12 protein-coding genes and 1 CRISPR repeat array (1 of these 13 only partly in view) are annotated in these 19,162 nt (G+C 59.4%); of the genes, 9 read left to right on the top strand and 3 right to left on the bottom strand.

Annotation, left to right across the window (positions count from 1 at the left end; genetic code table 11):
• Positions 1–79: 79 nt before the first annotated feature.
• The 3 genes from A6A03_RS16480 to rlmN form a co-directional block, all read right to left on the bottom strand.
• A complete protein-coding gene (locus A6A03_RS16480) occupies positions 80–1,366 on the bottom strand; it encodes a DUF58 domain-containing protein (RefSeq protein ID WP_066790462.1) in 1,287 nt (428 codons plus the stop codon).
• Between the two features lie 64 nt (positions 1,367–1,430).
• Positions 1,431–2,747: a histidine--tRNA ligase gene (gene hisS, locus A6A03_RS16475; RefSeq protein ID WP_066790460.1), complete on the bottom strand. Its 1,317-nt coding sequence runs from the start codon at positions 2,745–2,747 to the stop codon at positions 1,431–1,433.
• 117 nt (positions 2,748–2,864) lie between these two features.
• A complete protein-coding gene (gene rlmN / locus A6A03_RS16470; RefSeq protein ID WP_066790458.1) occupies positions 2,865–3,962 on the bottom strand; it encodes a dual-specificity RNA methyltransferase RlmN in 1,098 nt (365 codons plus the stop codon).
• A 94-nt stretch (positions 3,963–4,056) separates the two neighbouring features.
• On the opposite strand from rlmN, the gene A6A03_RS16465 reads away from it, so the two are divergent.
• The 9 genes from A6A03_RS16465 to cas4 all read left to right on the top strand — a co-directional run bounded on the left by A6A03_RS16465 (position 4,057) and on the right by cas4 (position 14,020).
• Entirely contained in the window at positions 4,057–4,440 is a 384-nt protein-coding gene (locus A6A03_RS16465) for a hypothetical protein (RefSeq protein WP_066790457.1), read from the top strand.
• 407 nt (positions 4,441–4,847) lie between these two features.
• Positions 4,848–6,347 carry a type I-B CRISPR-associated protein Cas8b1/Cst1 gene (cas8a1, locus tag A6A03_RS16460; RefSeq protein WP_066790456.1) on the top strand — a complete coding sequence of 500 codons (1,500 nt, stop codon included), beginning with the start codon at positions 4,848–4,850 and terminating at the stop codon, positions 6,345–6,347.
• Positions 6,348–6,593: 246 nt separating this feature from the next.
• The gene (gene cas7i / locus A6A03_RS16455; RefSeq protein ID WP_066790454.1) at positions 6,594–7,685 is read left to right on the top strand and encodes a type I-B CRISPR-associated protein Cas7/Cst2/DevR; all 1,092 of its coding nucleotides are present in this window, start codon (positions 6,594–6,596) and stop codon (positions 7,683–7,685) included.
• A 226-nt stretch (positions 7,686–7,911) separates the two neighbouring features.
• Positions 7,912–8,649, top strand: a complete 738-nt coding sequence (gene cas5b, locus A6A03_RS16450) for a type I-B CRISPR-associated protein Cas5b (protein ID WP_066790452.1) — start codon at positions 7,912–7,914, stop codon at positions 8,647–8,649.
• Entirely contained in the window at positions 8,627–10,975 is a 2,349-nt protein-coding gene (locus tag A6A03_RS16445; RefSeq protein WP_066790450.1) for a CRISPR-associated helicase/endonuclease Cas3, read from the top strand. The genes cas5b and A6A03_RS16445 overlap by 23 nt, the downstream gene beginning before the upstream one ends.
• 2 nt (positions 10,976–10,977) lie before the next feature.
• Entirely contained in the window at positions 10,978–11,955 is a 978-nt protein-coding gene (gene cas6, locus A6A03_RS16440) for a CRISPR system precrRNA processing endoribonuclease RAMP protein Cas6 (RefSeq protein ID WP_066790448.1), read from the top strand.
• A 186-nt stretch (positions 11,956–12,141) separates the two neighbouring features.
• Positions 12,142–13,155 (top strand): CRISPR-associated endonuclease Cas1, encoded by a 1,014-nt coding sequence (gene cas1, locus A6A03_RS16435; protein ID WP_066790445.1) that lies wholly within the window; start codon positions 12,142–12,144, stop codon positions 13,153–13,155.
• Positions 13,156–13,167: 12 nt separating this feature from the next.
• Positions 13,168–13,425 carry a CRISPR-associated endonuclease Cas2 gene (gene cas2 / locus A6A03_RS16430; RefSeq protein WP_066790443.1) on the top strand — a complete coding sequence of 86 codons (258 nt, stop codon included), beginning with the start codon at positions 13,168–13,170 and terminating at the stop codon, positions 13,423–13,425.
• On the top strand, positions 13,412–14,020 hold the full coding sequence (gene cas4 / locus A6A03_RS16425; RefSeq protein WP_066790441.1) for a CRISPR-associated protein Cas4: 609 nt from the start codon (positions 13,412–13,414) through the stop codon (positions 14,018–14,020). The genes cas2 and cas4 overlap by 14 nt, the downstream gene beginning before the upstream one ends.
• Before the next feature lie 305 nt (positions 14,021–14,325).
• Positions 14,326–19,162: a CRISPR direct-repeat array (repeat unit 37 nt; unit sequence CTTTCAACAATTTCGGCTCACGGTAGAGCACTGAAAC); it runs 18,043 nt beyond the window's last position.

Below are 19,162 nucleotides of genomic sequence, written 5' to 3'. Positions count from 1 at the left end.
GCCCTGCGCTGCGCTGGGGCCGCCACTCCCTCGCAAGGACGTACGCGCACGTCACCCACGTAACGCGGAAGGGTTGTCTTTATGCCGCTAGCACGAGCGGTTGGCGCAAGGCATCGGCGAGCGCATCACCGCGTTGCAGCCGGTACACATCAATCTTTAGACCGGCGAGATGGTTGAGCAATGGCTCCGGATCATTCCAGCCGCCGTAGCTGAGCGGATCGATGACGATCACTGCGGCCCGAATGCCGCGGTAGAGATGGTGTTGCAGCGCCGTCACCCAGCGCGGGTCGAGGTCAGAAGTGATAATAATGAGGGTCGTGTCGCGGCCAAACCGTTGCCCTTCGGCAACCAGCAGCTCGGCGAGTGAGTGTTGGCCGGTCGCACGCACGACGGCCAACAGTTCAAGCATCTTCCATAGTTGGCGCTCTTCGCGTTCGGCAGGGATGACTTCCAGCCGTTCGCTCCACGCCAGCAAGCCAACGATCCGGTTTTGGGCTAGCAAGGTGCGGGCCAGCGCAGCGGCGACGTTAACGGCATGCTCTTCGGTGGAATCGGGCGGCGGACGGCGGCGCGCCGGCGGTTGGCGTTGCCACCACGGCGCGATTGCGCGTTCGTCGATGGAGGCTGACTCGGTTGGCATGCGCACGACGGCCCGTTCGTTGAGGTCAAGCACGAGATAGATGTCAGCGGCGGGGTCAAGCTCAAATTCTTTGACCATCAACCGCCCGTGGCGGGCAGTGCTGCGCCAGTGGATGCGGTTGAAACTATCGCCGGGTTGGTAGTCGCGGATTGTGGCGACGTTGGGGGTGATGCTGTGGGCGCGGATCAGACTGCTCGATCCGGTCGATAATTCAGCGCCGGGGAGGCGAAACGCGGTAAGCTCTTCGGTAGGCGGATAGACAATGATTTCGCCGCTGCCGGGGATGAGGCGCGAGAAGCGAAACAGGCCAAACGGATCGCTACTGATAATGCGGGTTGGCCCGAGCCGGAAGCGACCGCGCTGGGTACAGAGGGTGCGGGTCGTCCAGCGGGTCGTTTCGCGAGCGCCTAAATAGGCGACAAAGCCGGGTTCGTGGTTCGGCAGGTCAGATTCGTCTTGCAGCTCGATCCACAGTTTGGGTAGCCACCAGCGGTTTTCAATCGTGATCCGCTCGCGGGTGAATTCGCCGACGCTGGCGCGTACATTAGCGTGTTCACGCGCGATCCTGAGACCATAGAGGTTGAACAAGGTCCACCCGAGCGCCACCAGCGGCAGGCCGGCCAGAATATAGCTGAGGTGGAAGAAGAGCCGCTGGCCGGTGGTTTGGGCGGCGAGATAGCTCGCGCCGGCGAGGAGCAAGATCAGCAATGGACGGGTAAAGTTCATGGGATACCTTTGGTGGGGGCATTGCCCGCAATGCTCCTACGCGGGGGCATTGCAGGCAATGCTCCTACGCGCCTTCGGTCAACGCTTCGGCGAGGAGGCTAGCGACGGCGGCGCGCGGTAAAGCGTGTTGTTCGCCGCGCTGCAAATCCTTCACCACCACCTCGCCGCGGGCGATTTCGTCGGGGCCGAGCACGAGCGCGAGACGGACGCCGCGCCGGTCGGCTTCTTTGAATTGCTTGCCAAGGTTGCCGGGCTCGAGCGCGATGAGGGTATTGATCCCGGCGGCGCGCAGTTCGGCGGCCAGCGCCAGACTGTCGGCGACCTGTTCGGGGCCGAACAGGGTGACAAAGGCGACGGCGGTGGTGCGCGGGCGCGGGCCGAGGTTGAGTTCGAGCATCACATCATGCAGGCGGTCGATACCGAAAGCGAGACCGACAGTAGGAATGTTGCGCCCGGCAAACAGACCGATCAGGTCGTCGTAGCGCCCGCCACCGAGCAGCGAACCCTCTGGCCAGTGGGGAGTGATCGCCTCGAACACCACACCGGTGTAGTACGAGAGGCCGCGGGCCAAGCGCGGCGCCACCCGGTACTGGTCGGCAGGCACTCCCATCGCGGTGAGGCCGGCGATCACGGCGCGCAGATTCGCAATCGCGGCCAGCGCGCGCTCATCGCCGGCAAGGCGCTGTTCCAGCGCCGCCAGCACCTCAGCCGGTGCGCCTTCAATCTGCACCAGTTCGAGGATGCGGTCAGCGGCGGCTTCGTCCACCCCTGACTTGAGCAACTCAGCGCGCACGCCTTGGGCGCCGATCTTGTCGAACTTATCGATCGCGCGGTAGACGCCGCCGGCGGCTGCTTCCGACAAGCCGCTGACACGGGCGATGCCGCCGATGATCTGGCGATGGTTGAGCAGAGTGACAAAATCGGGGAAGCCAAGGGCCGCCAGCGCTTCGCACAGAATCGCGACGATCTCGGCATCGGCCAGCGGCGAGGCGCTGCCGACAATATCAAGATCGAACTGGTAAAACTCGCGGTAGCGGCCACGGGCGGGCCGTTCGCCGCGGTAGCTCGGCCCGTAGGCGTAGCGCCGCCACGGCAGCGCCAGTTGGCTGGCGTATTGGGCCGTGACGCGGGCCAGCGGTACGGTTTGGTCGTAGCGCAACGCCAACCGGCGCCCGCCGTGATCTTCAAAGCGGTAAATCAGCTTCTCGTCATCGCCCAACTTGCCTTCCAGCGTCTCGGCATACTCGATCACCGGCGTTTGCAGCGGCTCGAAGCCGTGCGCTTCGCTGATACGGGTGAGGGTATTGACGATATACTGCCGCAGCATCATATCAGCCGGCAGATGGTCGCGCATTCCTTTGACATTTTGAATCGCGGGCATAGGTGTTCTCAATGGCGCTGTAAAAAACGTGCTTCTCTTTTAAGGATGCGGCAGTAAGACTGCCGCACTCCATAGGCTGGTCGCGGGATGCGGCAGGGGAACTGCCGCACTCCATATTTAGCTTGGCGGTACTAGCATCACTTGCTGCCCGGCCAACTGGCCGCAGGCAGCGGCAATCTCAACCCCGCGTTCGACTCGCACCGTGCAAGGGATGCCGTAATCGGTCAGAATCTGCTGGAAGGCCGTGACTCGTTCCCATTCGGAACGGCCAAGCGGCGTGCCGGGCACCGGATTCCACGGGATGAGGTTGACGTGAAAGAGCATCGGGCCGCGCGGCGCTTCGCGCCGGAGCAGGCGAGCGAGAGCGATGGCTTGATGCGGGTGATCGTTCTTGCCCTGTAAGAGCACATATTCAAACGAGACGCGCCGCCGCGTCTTTTCAATATACTGGCGGGTGGCGGCCATCAGCTCAGCGATCGGATAGCGGCGATTGACTGGCATCAACTCGCTGCGCAAGGCATCGTCGGGCGCGTGGAGCGAGATGGCGAGATTGATCGGCAATTGCTCGGCGGCTAGCCGTTCGATCCCCTTCACCAAGCCGACGGTCGAGACAGTCATACTGCGCGCGCCGAGGTTAAAGCCCTGCGGGTCGTGCAGCCGCTCAACCGCTTGCCACCAGCGGTCATAGTTGGCGAACGGTTCGCCCATGCCCATAAAGACCAGATTCGTCACCCGGCCAGCGGGGCCGGCAGCCCCCATCGCGCGCAATTCTTGCGATGCCCAGATCGCTTGCGCCACGATCTCGCCGCTGCTCAGATTGCGCAGCAAGCCCAGTTGGCCGGTAGCGCAAAAGACGCACCCCATGCCGCAACCGGCTTGGGTGGAAACGCAGACGGTTGAGCGGTCGGGGTAGACCATCAGCACCGTCTCGACCACGGCGCCATCGGGCAAGCGGAACAGCGCCTTGCGGGTCAGGCCTTCATCACCGATCTGCACCCGTTCGAGGCGCAAGGTTGAGAGCGGTATTTCGGCCAGCCGCGCGCGCAACGCTGCCGGCAAGTCGGTCATCTGTTCGGCGCTGGCAGCGAGATTGACATAAAGTTGACGGTAGAGCTGGCGGGCGCGAAAGGCTGGCTCGCCCCAGCTACGCAGCAACTCGGTGAGTTCGGTTAGGTTGTAGTCATACAGGCAACGTTGTTCCATAGCACTATGCATTGTACCACGTTGCGACCGGCGCGATGGAACCGGACAGCGCTTGGCGCCGTCTAGAAGATGAGTTGCAGGCCAGATTGCTACAGGAGAACCGATTATGTTGCACCGGATTATGTTACTCGTCATCACCGGGTTGATGTTACTGCTGACCGCTTGCGCCACCGCAACCCCGGGGCCGGCAGCGCGGCCCGGCATTGTGACGATTGAGAAGGTTGATTTGCTGGTGATGGAGTCGAATCCGCCGCAGGTACAAGCCCATATTACCGGCTACCTCGGCGATGGTTGCACGACCTTCGCCGGTATTACTCAGCAGCGTGACGGCAACACGATCACAATCACGGTGAGCGCGACGCATAGCGGCGCGCAGGTATGCCCGGCGATTGCGCCGCTGCTCGATCAGCGAATAACGCTGGAGGGGCCGTTTGCCCCCGGCCAGTACACGGTCATTGTAAACGGCACTGCGTATCAGTTGACGATTTAGACGGTGTAGGATTTCAGTACCCTCATCCCCCCAGCCCCCTTCTCTCGCCCGCGGGAGAAGGGGGAGTTTCTATGTTCCTGATGGGTGTCGCGCAAACGAGGTAGCGGCGCAGAGGGGCCAGCGGCGCAAAGGATTCAAACGCAAAGGCGCGAAGGACGCAGAGGGCGCAGAGGATTGTTGAGTGATGGACATAAACGAGTTGGGGGCAACCCCAAAACACTTTGCGCTCTTAGCGCCCTTTGCGTCTTTGCGTTTAAAAATCTCTGCGTCTTTGCCCACTTTGCGCCCTTAAATCCACATTTGTGAATGGTTAATGTGCTATACTGGCAGTGTTCATATTGGTCATGGTGAGATGGTATAAATCACAGCAACGGATGCGAGGTGAAAGCGGAAGAGGGAGGAGAGCGATGGCGCAGCAGATAGCGTACACCGGCCATCCATTTGTCGATGTCGGGTTGGCGACGATGGCCGCGTTTGCGGGGAAGCGCCGGTTGGCCGATCTTGACGCGAACGATTTTCAGCGCATTGCCGATTACATCGAGGCGAATTATGTGCGGCAGCCGTTACGCAGCTTTTTGACCATGGCGTTTACCAGCAACGCATGGTTTGCCCAATCGGCGTTTAACCCTGACCGGCCCGGCTTGACGCCGGCAAAGCAGGCCGAAGCGCGCCAGAAGCGCCAGTATTGGGCTGAGCGGCATTTGCGGCAGTGGGCGCAAGCGGCGGCCTCGCTCGAGACGTGTCTCTTTACCGGTTTGCCGGCAGCGCCGCAAGAGTTGTCGGGCAAGCTGCAACCGGGCCGGGTGGGGCGGGCGCAGATGCCGTTGTTGCAGGGTGATGACTCGATCAACTTCTTTATCAATGGCGATCCCGGTTTGCCGATGGCGGCGGAAGCGATCTTGGCTCTGCAAGCGATGCCGCTCGGCTGCGCCAAGGTTGGCGGCGGCTTGCTGGCGGTGCATAGCGATGACGAGCAGTTGACAATCGATTTCGCCAAGCGCTTCTTGGAACGCAATCTGAGCGATGTGGCCAAAGCGCAGGCTGCCGGCGAAGAGAAGCTGCCCGGTTCGGCGCGCAGCCTGAAGACGTTGCTGATCGAGACGCTGGCCGAGATTATCCGTCGCCAAATGCAGGAGGAAGCGCGGCGCGAGCGGCGGCCAACGGTGACGGCCTACTATTTCAACAACGGCCAGTCGCCTTCGCTCGATATCTACCACTTGCCGTTGCAGATCACCGGCTTTTTGCTGGCGGTTCACACGCCGGCCTACCGCGCGATCTGGAACGAGCTGGTGCAGCGGAGCTGGCAACGTCCGGCGGCTCCGGGCAAGCGGGGCAAAACCGCCGAGCCGGGAGAGCCGCGCTTCAACTATCTGTACGAAGACCTATTTGACTTGCCGGCGAAGGCGGCGCGGTTTGTGCGCATCTACTTCCTGCGCATTCCCGAACCGCGCCGGCCCGATGATGACCCGCGCCGCGACTACTCGCCGCGCCGCGAAGCCGATCTTGTCTCATGGCCGCTGGTTGAACTATTTGTGCAGGAGGTTTTGCTTATGACCGATGATCGGGTGGCGAAGTTGAAGGAGTTGGGCGATAAGTTGGCCGATTATACCCGCTATCAGGGTGGTAAACGGTTTTTCCGCCAATTCTTTACCGTGCAGCGGAGTGATCACTTTTTGACCTTGCTGAACAAGACGAATATCGACTACACCCGCTATAAGCGCGGGGCCGAGACGCTGTTCGATCTTGATAGTTTTCTGGCGCTGTTTATGGAAGGCGATGAGGTGTTGCGCAGCGATTGGCGGTTGATGCGTGATCTGGTGTTGATCCGTATGGTGGAGCAGTTGCGCGATTGGATTGCCAATAACGCCGATGCCATTCCGAGCGAAGAGGAAGTGGTGGAGGTGTAGAGGGCGCAGTAGAGCCGGACGGCTGTCCGGCTCCGCAGAGGGCGCAGTAGAGCCGGACGGCTGTCCGGCTCCGCAGAGGGCGCAGTAGAGCCGGACGGCTGTCCGGCTCCGCAGAGGGCGCAGTAGAGCCGGACGGCTGTCCGGCTCCGCAGAGGGCGCGGAGGATTCAAACGCAAAGGCGCAGAGAACGCTAAGCACGCAAAGGTTTTTGATTGGAACAAACGATAGCAACAAGGAGGACACCCAATGGCATTCGTGACCGGTCTCTTCTTGATCGATGCGCCGGCGTCGGCGCTCAACAACTTGGGGGCGATCCCCGGCGAGCGGGAAGATAACACTGTCGGCGTGAAGGTGATTACGACCAAAGCCGGCGCCTTCCCGTATGTCTCGGCGCAAGCGTTTCGCTACTGGTTGCGCACCACGCTCGAAGAGCGGGTGCCGGAATGGAAGGCGTCGCCGATTTTCCGTGAGGAAAAGATCGCCTACACCGATGCCAACCCGATCAAGTATTGGGATGACGACCTGTTTGGGTATATGCGCGCGCCGGGCAAGTCGGATACGGCTAAGAAGAGCCGTGAGCAGATGACGATGCTCGACGAGGCGACGCCGGTGACGGATACGATCACGCGGGCGTCGCCGCTGCGGGTGAGCACGCTAGTCTCGATTGCGCCGGTCAATCCGACCAACGATTTTGGGGTGATGTCGCGCCACGAGGGGAATCCGGTGCCGCACGAGCACCAGTTCTACCGCACGACGCTCAAGGGGCTCTTCTCGCTCGATCTGTGGTCGTGCGGCACCTTCTCGTACCGGAACCGCACCGGGTTCCGCAACCTCGATGATGAGCGGGTCAAGATTATCAGCGACTATCGCGGCGCCGAGCATCTGGAAGCGGAGAAGTCGTACCGCTTGCCCAAAGCGGAGCGGCTGGCGCGGGTGAAGGCGCTCTTTACCGGGATGGCGCACCTCGAAGGCGGGGCGAAGCAGACGCTGCATTACACCGATGTTAGTCCGGCGCTGGTGATCTTTGCCGTGACCAAAGGCGGGAATCACATCTTCCACCATACGGTGGGGGCCAATCGCGCCGGCCAGCCTGAGATCAAGATCGACGCGCTGCGCGAGGCGTTGCGCGTCTTTGCCGATGGCATCCTGTCGCCGGTGTACGTGGGATGGGTGAAGGGCTATCTCGACGAGGCGCGGGCCGCGTTCGAGCAGTTTGTGGCTGAACATCATGCAAGCGCCGCCGAGCACGGCTTGCCGCGCATCGAGTTGAGCCATCCGCGAGAGGCGTTCTTGCACTTTGTGGCGGCGTGCGACCAGCATCCGGCGTGGTTGGATTAGGAAGGCGCAGAGGAGGCAAAGACGCAGAGGTTTTGAAACGCAAAGACGCAGTAGAGCCGGACGGCTGTCCGGCTTCGCAAAGGGCGCGAAGATGGTTTGAGGATGGGGTATGAGCGTGGTGGGAAAACAACCAACATATCTTTGCGTTCTCTGCGATCTTCGCGCCTTTGCGTTTGAATCTCTGCGCCTTTGCTCACGTTGCGTCTACGCTTCATAGGAGTTGGTGATGCAAGTGCTTAAGATTGTGCTGGAAGGGGTGACAACCTCCTTCCGCTACCCGCACTTTATGCTCGGCGTGCAACCGAGCTTCCCGTTGCCGCCGCCGGCAACGATCTACGGCCATGTGTGCAGCGCGCTCGGCGAGTGGGTTGAGCCGGAGGGGTTGGCGTTCGCGTACCATTTCACCGTCGCCGGCGAGGGCCATGACCTCGAACACATCCACGTGCTATCCGCTGCGTCGGGCAAGCTGCCGGGAGGCGAACGCAAGGTGCTGGAAGGGAACGTCAACCCGTTCAAGCGCCATATTCTGCTCTTCCCGCGGTTAGTGCTCTACCTGAACCGGCCGGACTGGATCGACGCCTTCCGTTCGCCGCGCTACCCGGTCGTGCTGGGCCGTTCGCAAGACTTGGCCGCTTACACCCAAATCGAGGTCATTGAGCTGCAACCGGCCGCACAGGTCTATTTCGAGCACACGCTGCTGCCGTTTGCGCTGGCGGCGCAGGCGCCGGCCGGCGTGGTGACGCTGATGCCGCGTTGGATTAACTACCGAGATCGGCGGCGTCCAACCTTTGCCCGCTATCTGATGCTGGCTGAGCGGGTGACGAGCGCGCAGATGCTGCGGTTCGGCGACCAGCAGCCGGTCTATTGGAGCGACCCGACCGCGCCGCGGGTGGACGGGTTGCCGTTGGGGTTGTGGTTTCACAGTTTTGTGGGAGCCGCCGATGAAGCCATCACTATGGCCTGACGCGATCGATCATCTGTTGGCGAAGAGTGTGCAACACGGTGGCGAGACGCTGGCGGCGCACACGTGGCAGGTGCTCTGCCGGCTGGCCGATCTCTACCGGTTGCGCCCGCAGCTCGCCGGTGAGAGCCGGTTGTGGCATTGCCTCTATTGGGCGGTGTTTCTGCACGACTTTGGCAAAGCGGCGCACGGCTTTCAGCGCCGGCTGCGTGGCGGGCCGGCGTGGCCGCACCGCCACGAAGTGCTCTCGCTGGCCTTTGTGGCCGCGGTTGCGCATGGGTTTAGCGCCGCTGAACAGCGGTGGCTGGTGGCTGCGATCGTTTCCCACCACCGCGACGAGCCAGAGATTGCGCAGACCTATCCGCTGGGCCTGCGCAACGATCCGCTGGTTGAGCTGTGCAACGAAGTGGATGCGGAGACTGCCGGGTTGCTGGCCGAGTGGCTGGCGACATGCGCCAACCCGTGGCGCGAGCAGCTCGGGTTGGCCACAGTGGCGGAGGCAATCGCGCCGCAACCGGTGACGATCAATGCCAAGCGGGTGCGCTACTGGTTGCAGGTCTACCACGACTGGGTAGCCGAGCTGGAATATGACCACGCCGCGCGCCTGCCCGGCATCTTGCTGCGCGGCCTGATCACCACCGCCGATCACATGGCGTCGGCGTATGTGCAGCGGGTGCCGCCGCCGATCAGCGAAACGTGGCCGGCGCTGGCGCAGCGCCTCGTCCCGGCGGGCCAGCAGGTCTATGAGCACCAACGGCGCAGCGGCGCGATCGGCGGCCAATCGGCGCTGCTGATGGCGCCGACCGGCAGCGGCAAGACCGAGGCGGCGCTGTATTGGGCATTGGGGGATGGTTGCTGCCCGCCGGCGCGCATCTTTTACGCCCTGCCCTATCAGGCCAGCATGAACGCGATGTACGACCGGCTCCGGCGCAGCTTTGGCGATCAGGCGGTTGGTTTGCAGCATGGCCGGGCAGCGCAGGCCCTCTACGCCCGCTTCCGCGAAGGCGAGGAATGGTCGGCGGCGGCGGCGCGGCGGGTGCAGTGGGAGAAAAACCTGAATATCCTGCACGCCCGCCCGCTCAAGGTGCTCAGCCCCTACCAGTTGCTCAAAGCGCTCTTCCAACTGCGCGGCTTTGAGGCCATGCTGGCCGATTACGCCCACGCCGCTTTCATCTTTGACGAGATTCATGCCTATGAACCGGAGCGGCTGGCGTTGATTACTGGTCTGATGCGCTATCTGCGCGAACAGTTCGCGGCCCGCTTCTTCGTCATGTCGGCCACCTTCCCGCAGATCATCCGCGACCGTCTGGACGAGGCGCTCGGCGAGACAGCGTTCATCAGCGCCACGCCGGACATCTTTGCCCGCTTCCGCCGCCATCGCTTGCACCTGCGCGACGGCGAACTGACCGATCCGGCGACGATCAGCGAAATTGTGGCGCAAGTGCGGAATGGCCAGCAAGTGTTGGTCTGCGCCAACACGGTGGCGCGGGTGCAAGAGCTGCGCGACAAACTGGCCCAAGCCGGGTTGGGGTCAGAGCAACTAATCGTGATCCACAGCCGGTTTACCTACGGCGACCGCAACCGGCTCGAACAGGCGATTCGGGAACGGTGCGCCAGCGAGGCTAGCCAGCGCCCGCCGCTGGCGCTGATTGCAACCCAAGTGGTCGAAGTCAGCCTCGATATTGACCTCGACACCGTATATAGTGATCCAGCCCCGCTGGAAGCCCTCTTGCAACGGTTTGGCCGCGCCAACCGGCGCGGCGCCAAAGGCATCTGCCCAGTCTACGTCTTTCGCCAGCCCAATGACGGGCAAGGCGTCTATGGCCGCGACCGCGACCCAGCCCGCGCCGGCCATATCGTGCGAGTCACGCTGGCCGAACTCGAACGGCACAACGGCGCGATCATCGACGAAGCGGCGACCAACGAATGGCTCGACCGCATTTACGCCGATCCCGTGCTGGAACAGCAATGGACAGAGGCCTACCGGCGGATGGCGCAGCAGGTCGATCTGATCATCAGCGGGTTACGCCCATTCCAGAGCGACGAACAGCGCGAAGACGACTTCGAGCGCATGTTTGACGGCGTTGATGTCGTACCGCACTGTTTCGAGCGCGCCTATGTCGAGCGATTAGTCGAGGAGCAATTTATCGAAGCAAACAATTATCTGGTCAGCATCAGCAAACAACGGTTTGCCATCTTGCGCAGCCAAGGCAAACTGCGTCCGGCGGAAGAGACCGGCAAGCGACGGGTATGGGTCGTGCAGCTTCCCTACGACGAGCGCAACGGTCTCTCGTTCAGTGACATCGTGATTGATCCGGATTGGAGTTAAGTATGAGTCTGACGGTACATCATCTCATCTTTACCGCCACCGCCGCCACCCCAGTCGTGCTAGCCGCGCACAGCGGGCCGGCCGTGCGCGGCGCCATTTCCAACGCGCTCTGGAACCGGTTCTGCGCCAACAAAAGCGCCGCCACCTGCGCCGGCTGCCCGCTGTTCCAGCATTGTCCAGTCGCGGCGCTGGTCGCGCCGATGCGCAGCGAAGACGAAAAAGGCAGCGAGCAGCGCCCGCGTCCGTATGTGGTGCGCCCGCCCCGCGACAGCGGGAGACGCTACCAACCCGGCGAGACCATCCGGTTTGGTCTAGCCCTCTTTGGTCAAGCCGACATCTTCTTCCCCTTCATCGTCATGGCCGTGCGCGAACTCGAACGTGACGGGATCGGCATCAGCTTGACCGAACTCGGTCGCCGGCGCGGCACGATCAAGCTCAACGCGATCGAAGCGTACAACCCGCTGAGCGGCGAGCGGCAGATGCTCTACCCGCTGCCCGGCGGCAACGTCAACTTCCCCAGCCTGCCGATCGATGCGACGGCGGTGCAAGACTACGCGGCGCGGTTGCCGACCGATCAGATCACGCTCACCTTTCACACACCGGCCCGCTTGGTCGACCAAGACCGGCTGGTGAAGCAGATCACATTTAGGCCGCTGATCCAGCGCCTCATGCGCCGGCTCGACGACCTCAGCCGGGCCTATGGCGCTGGCCCGCTGACGATCGACTTTCGCGGCCTGCTCGCAATTGCCGAGCAGGTCACGACAACGGTCGATCAAACGCGCTGGGTTGACGTGGTGAGCGTTTCGTCGCGCCAGCAACGGCGCACCCCAGTGGGCGGACTGATCGGCAGCGCCACCTTCAGCGGGCCGCTCGCGCCCCTGCGCGAGCTGATCGTCTGGGGCAGCCTGATCCACGTCGGGCGCAACGCGGTCAAAGGCGACGGCTGGTACACCCCGGCTGGGATGGAGGTCTTGCCGTAATGCCAGCGACGAGGCGTTGGGACTTGACAACGACAGGCATTTCGGAGTATCAATGAACACACCGGCAGCGCGCGACAACCGAGCCAGCATCGCAGCTATCAGCGCACTGCATGATCGTTTCCGCACCTTAACAACCAGTATGTCACCCATTGCGGGCGACGCCGGTACAGAAAGGAAGACTGCGCCATGGAACTCATCGTTAGCGAACGCGGCAGTTTTGTCGGCAAACACCAAGGCCGGCTGCGAGTCACCACCGACAACGGCGAGAAACGCGAGGTGCCGATCATGCACCTGCGACAGGTGATCATCTGTGGCGGCGGGGTAGCGATCAGCAGCGACGCCGTGCGGGCGTGCAGTGAAGAGGGCATTCCCATCCACTTCATCAGCGCCAACGGCACCCCGCACGCCAGCCTCTACAGCGCCGGCCTCACCGGCACCGTCCTCACCCGGCGCGCGCAATTGCGCGCCTACGACGGGCCGGCCGGCGTCGCCCTTGCCCGCGCCTTCACACTGGGCAAACTTGGCAACCAAGCCAACCTCTTGCGCTACGCGGCCAAAAACCGCAAAGAGACGGCGCCAGAGGTCTATGAACAGCTTATGGCGGTGGCGGGTGAAGTGGTTGACTATCAGATTGCAGTTGAACGGCTGCAGGGTGAGACGGTTGACGAGCTGCGCGAAGCGCTAATGGGGATCGAAGGCCGTTACGCAGCGCGCTACTGGCAAGCCATCGGACTGCTCGTGCCGGCTGAACTCAACTGGCCGGGGCGCGAAACCCGCGGCGCAAGCGACCCGTTCAACCAAGTGCTTAACTACGGCTACGGCGTCTTATACGGCCAAGTCGAACATGCCATCATCCTAGCCGGTCTCGACCCGTATGCTGGTCTGTTGCATGCCGACCGGCCGGGCAAACCGAGTCTGGTGCTCGATCTGATCGAAGAATTTCGCCAAGCGGTGGTTGACCGGCCATTGTTGGGGCAAATCACCCGCGGCTGGCAGATTGGGCGCGAAGAAGATGGACGGCTCGATAAGGCTACCCGCGAACGGATCGTCAGCAAAGTGCTCGAGCGGCTCGAATCGACCGAACCGTATGAAGGCAAACGGCAACCGATCCGGCACATCCTCCAGTGCCAAGCGCGCCACATTGCCACCTTCGTCCGCGGTGAACGCGAGAGCTACACGCCCTTCGTGATGGGTTGGTAAGCGAGGCCAGCCATGCAATGTCTCGTCATTTACGACATCCCTGACGACCGGGCGCGGCAGCGCGTCGCCGACGCATGCCTCGACTACGGCTTGCAACGGATCCAATACAGCGCCTTCGCCGGCAACCTCAGCCGAGCGCACCAACGCGCACTGTTCGGCGAAATCAGCCGCCGGCTCAAAGGCCGTACCGCCAACGTCCAACTCTTCGCCTTCGACGCCAAAACGTGGGGTGAACGGCGGACACTGGAGCAGCACTATGACGATGCCTGATCTAGACACGATCGAAGTCAGCGATATCAAACAATGGCGCTACTGTCCGCGCGTCGTATGGTACGCCTACTGCTTGCCGGCCATCCGGCCCAAGACCGATCTCATGCGGCAGGGAGCGGCCAGCCACCGGACGGAAGAAGATCGCGAAGAGCGGCGGTCGCTACGCACCTACGGCTTAAAAAGCGGCGAACGGTTCTTCAACGTCTACCTGCGGTCAGAACGGCTCGGTGTGAGAGGCATCCTCGATCTCGCGATTGCCGTCCCCAACCGGAGCGACCCAGCGGCGAAAGCGGTGGTGGTTGACTACAAAGACAGTGAACAGGCGGCGGGGCCGCACTTCAAACTGCAAGTCGGGGCCTATGCGCTGCTGATCGAAGAGGTATGGGGGATACCAGTCGAAGTAGGCTGGATCTACCACATCCCCTTGCGCAAAGCGGAAAAAGTGCCAATCAGTCCGCAACTCCGGCGCAACGTGCTCGAGACAATCAACGCCATTCAGCAAGCCATCCGGACAGAAGCGATGCCGCCACCGCCGAGCAGCCGGGCGTTATGCGTCAACTGCGAGTTCCGCCGCTTCTGCAACGACGTGGTTTGAGAGTGGCGGCCAAACTGGCGCGCAAAGCGGTTCATTCGCAACTTGGGCGCCGGCGGTCGCGCCAAGCGGCTGCCGGCGCGCCTAAATCGAGCCGAGAATCGGCGCGATGCGCATCAGAACGCGATCGACGGCATTCGCAACTCGCTGGCGTTTAGTAGCAGCCATCAACTTGCGATTCAGATGGCGAATCGCGGTTGCGAAGCGGCGCGAAACGAAGTATACTGGCTGCGTAGAACGGCTTATGAGAAGCTGGGAGCAGGTTACGAGGGTGATCACAGCGCGGGGGGGAGAAGAGAGAGGTTGGGCTTTCAACAATTTCGGCTCACGGTAGAGCACTGAAACAAAGGCTAGAAGTTTTTCCGCTGCTGTTCCCGGGTCTTTCAACAATTTCGGCTCACGGTAGAGCACTGAAACGTCTATCAGCGCGCGACATCCCCGCTTGCCCGTGTTGGCCTTTCAACAATTTCGGCTCACGGTAGAGCACTGAAACTCAACGTGTCAGCCAGTCGCCCGTCCCGAAAGTTTGTCCTTTCAACAATTTCGGCTCACGGTAGAGCACTGAAACTCTCAACCCACTGGCGCACCGTTTCGCGCGTAACCTTTCAACAATTTCGGCTCACGGTAGAGCACTGAAACATCCGCTGGATCGCGTCGCTAGTCGCACTGCTGGGCTTTCAACAATTTCGGCTCACGGTAGAGCACTGAAACGAGAGCCAGACGCGCGCGGTGTGGTTCGCGCATCTGCCTTTCAACAATTTCGGCTCACGGTAGAGCACTGAAACAGCATAAATACACACCATTTGCTTCGGAAAAAATTGCTTTCAACAATTTCGGCTCACGGTAGAGCACTGAAACTCCCGTGAGTGCGATTGGCGCACTCACGTCAAATCACTTTCAACAATTTCGGCTCACGGTAGAGCACTGAAACCGTCGACGCGGCTAGGAGGAGGAAGAAAATGGAAAACTTTCAACAATTTCGGCTCACGGTAGAGCACTGAAACTCCAGTGCCCTAACCGGCACTGGACGGCCATCGGCTTTCAACAATTTCGGCTCACGGTAGAGCACTGAAACCGCGCTTTTTTTTGGCGCGCAATGTACGCGCAATGCCTTTCAACAATTTCGGCTCACGGTAGAGCACTGAAACAAAACTTGTCCAGACGTTTGCGGACGAAGCATTGTGCTTTCAACAATTTCGGCTCACGGTAGAGCACTGAAACATCGATTGATATTCGACTGAATGACTTTAATCGCATACGCTTTCAACAATTTCGGCTCACGGTAGAGCACTGAAACTTTACCTCTGTGAAATTGACCACACGGCGATTGGCTTTCAACAATTTCGGCTCACGGTAGAGCACTGAAACTTGTGGATCTGCCCGTTGGCCCACCGCAAGGGTAGTCTTTCAACAATTTCGGCTCACGGTAGAGCACTGAAACCAAGGCAATTGCGCCGATGGTGAAACAGTCGCCGGCGGCTTTCAACAATTTCGGCTCACGGTAGAGCACTGAAACTGTTGCGCCAGCAACTGTTGCACGCCGGCCAAAACTTCCTTTCAACAATTTCGGCTCACGGTAGAGCACTGAAACCGCGCCGCGCGCGACGCGCTCTGGCGCAAACATGTCGCTTTCAACAATTTCGGCTCACGGTAGAGCACTGAAACTTTACCTCTGTGAAATTGACCACACGGCGATTGGCTTTCAACAATTTCGGCTCACGGTAGAGCACTGAAACTTGTGGATCTGCCCGTTGGCCCACCGCAAGGGTAGTCTTTCAACAATTTCGGCTCACGGTAGAGCACTGAAACCAAGGCAATTGCGCCGATGGTGAAACAGTCGCCGGCGGCTTTCAACAATTTCGGCTCACGGTAGAGCACTGAAACTGTTGCGCCAGCAACTGTTGCACGCCGGCCAAAACTTCCTTTCAACAATTTCGGCTCACGGTAGAGCACTGAAACCGCGCCGCGCGCGACGCGCTCTGGCGCAAACATGTCGCTTTCAACAATTTCGGCTCACGGTAGAGCACTGAAACGCGAAGAAGATCGGTGCGACGATTGCGGAACAGATACCTTTCAACAATTTCGGCTCACGGTAGAGCACTGAAACGCTGAAGCGACAACATCATAAATCGATGCAGCAACATGACTTTCAACAATTTCGGCTCACGGTAGAGCACTGAAACATGTATCGCAGCGGAACCGGATCATTCGCTCGTAATCTTTCAACAATTTCGGCTCACGGTAGAGCACTGAAACGTCAGTTGTTCGAACTCGAATCCAACACGCCTGTCCGCTTTCAACAATTTCGGCTCACGGTAGAGCACTGAAACCGAGACGGTGTGGGCGCTGACGCGGTTGCTGCGTGAGCTTTCAACAATTTCGGCTCACGGTAGAGCACTGAAACTGACGTTGCGCGGGTAGGGTTTCGCTGGGGGAGACCGCTTTCAACAATTTCGGCTCACGGTAGAGCACTGAAACCGCTTCGATGAGCCAGACCGTCTGCCGCTCTAAGACTTTCAACAATTTCGGCTCACGGTAGAGCACTGAAACTTCACGTCGTAACTGCCCAGCTCCAGCACATATGCGCTTTCAACAATTTCGGCTCACGGTAGAGCACTGAAACATCCATCGCAAGACGAATACATTTTTCATTCGTTTCTTTCAACAATTTCGGCTCACGGTAGAGCACTGAAACCGTAATTCGCCGGCGGTCGCGCTCGTCGCGTTTCACCTTTCAACAATTTCGGCTCACGGTAGAGCACTGAAACATGCGCGCGCCGTCGCGCTTGCAGGGTCAATCCCTGTCGCTTTCAACAATTTCGGCTCACGGTAGAGCACTGAAACTCCATACCTGCCGCGCCCATTGCAACGCTGCGTCATGCATCTTTCAACAATTTCGGCTCACGGTAGAGCACTGAAACATCAACTCATCGCGGCACAGCGCGCATCGGTGTTATCTTTCAACAATTTCGGCTCACGGTAGAGCACTGAAACACGCTGTATCATATGGGAACATCAGACAATATCAACTTTCAACAATTTCGGCTCACGGTAGAGCACTGAAACCTGTAACCCTGTCGTCTCTAGGTCAACCGACACAATCTTTCAACAATTTCGGCTCACGGTAGAGCACTGAAACGCGTTTGAACAACTTCCGAGCGCGATCAAAACGCGGCTTTCAACAATTTCGGCTCACGGTAGAGCACTGAAACTCCGGCGCGTCAGACAAACGCGGGTTGTACACGTGCACTTTCAACAATTTCGGCTCACGGTAGAGCACTGAAACTCGGTACGACGCGTCGACGCGGCTAGGAGGAGGAACTTTCAACAATTTCGGCTCACGGTAGAGCACTGAAACCGCCATACGCGCCGGTGAACACGAAGAAGCGGACCAACTTTCAACAATTTCGGCTCACGGTAGAGCACTGAAACCTCGCCCGGCACGGGCGAGCGGAACTGCAAAAGGCTTTCAACAATTTCGGCTCACGGTAGAGCACTGAAACCCACCATCGTCCGCGGCGGCGCGGACGACGATGGCTTTCAACAATTTCGGCTCACGGTAGAGCACTGAAACGGACGGGCAAAAAACTGTCAGTCTGGTTCCGTGAGCCTTTCAACAATTTCGGCTCACGGTAGAGCACTGAAACTTGATGCAATAACGGAATAAAAAGCGCTTTATCTAGCTTTCAACAATTTCGGCTCACGGTAGAGCACTGAAACGATCACATTGTTTTAGCTGGCGATACGTTTGATTTTGCTTTCAACAATTTCGGCTCACGGTAGAGCACTGAAACTCACGGTACGATAAAATAGGTATAGTCATGACTAACTTTCAACAATTTCGGCTCACGGTAGAGCACTGAAACTTCCATCGCGTCGGCAGAACCCATCGAGCGCGGCAAGTTCTTTCAACAATTTCGGCTCACGGTAGAGCACTGAAACCTGGTGTCACGCGGTTTCATTAGCTCAATATATGGTTTCCTTTCAACAATTTCGGCTCACGGTAGAGCACTGAAACGCAACATCAGCGCTTTCAATCTCTTCACGTCTCTTTTGCTTTCAACAATTTCGGCTCACGGTAGAGCACTGAAACACGCTTTTCGCTGTTCGCCGCTCACCAGTACGGCATGGCTTTCAACAATTTCGGCTCACGGTAGAGCACTGAAACAAAGAGACGGATAATGACGATCCATCCCGATACGTGCCTTTCAACAATTTCGGCTCACGGTAGAGCACTGAAACTGAAATGACACTGTATGATTTGTAAACAACATAGACTTTCAACAATTTCGGCTCACGGTAGAGCACTGAAACTTCCTCGTGGCGCGCTATGGCAACAGTATACCATAGCCTTTCAACAATTTCGGCTCACGGTAGAGCACTGAAACTCGAGAGAGGTTGTTCCACGACCGGAGGGTTCTCCCTCTTTCAACAATTTCGGCTCACGGTAGAGCACTGAAACATTCTTGCCGCGCGAACCGCATAATCAGTTCGTACTTCCTTTCAACAATTTCGGCTCACGGTAGAGCACTGAAACTTCCCGGCGTCGAAATGATCATTTCGTTGGATCGGGTCTTTCAACAATTTCGGCTCACGGTAGAGCACTGAAACCGGCGTTAGCCGCGGCAGTCACGGGAAAAGAGTACGAGCTTTCAACAATTTCGGCTCACGGTAGAGCACTGAAACCTTCGTACTATTACCGTACACCGTGGTAACGGTATCTTTCAACAATTTCGGCTCACGGTAGAGCACTGAAACCAGTTGTCGTATGCATGGGTATTTACAGATGACAAAAGCTTTCAACAATTTCGGCTCACGGTAGAGCACTGAAACTTCTGTCGCGTTATGGGGCAAGTTTCTATGTGAGTATCTTTCAACAATTTCGGCTCACGGTAGAGCACTGAAACCATATTCCGCCCGCTTCCCCCGCCGTTTATTCAATTTGTTCTTTCAACAATTTCGGCTCACGGTAGAGCACTGAAACTGTCCATTCGGGCGTTAATAACGCGGACGTACAATCGTCTTTCAACAATTTCGGCTCACGGTAGAGCACTGAAACTTTTGCCGAACTGCGACTAGCGGATGTCACGCAGTTCTTTCAACAATTTCGGCTCACGGTAGAGCACTGAAACTGGGGTGATCGGC

The organism is Chloroflexus islandicus, assembly GCF_001650695.1.
Taxonomy (GTDB): domain Bacteria; phylum Chloroflexota; class Chloroflexia; order Chloroflexales; family Chloroflexaceae; genus Chloroflexus; species Chloroflexus islandicus.
Note: the sequence above shows the minus strand (reverse complement) of the source record. Positions and strands in the feature narration are given on the sequence as shown.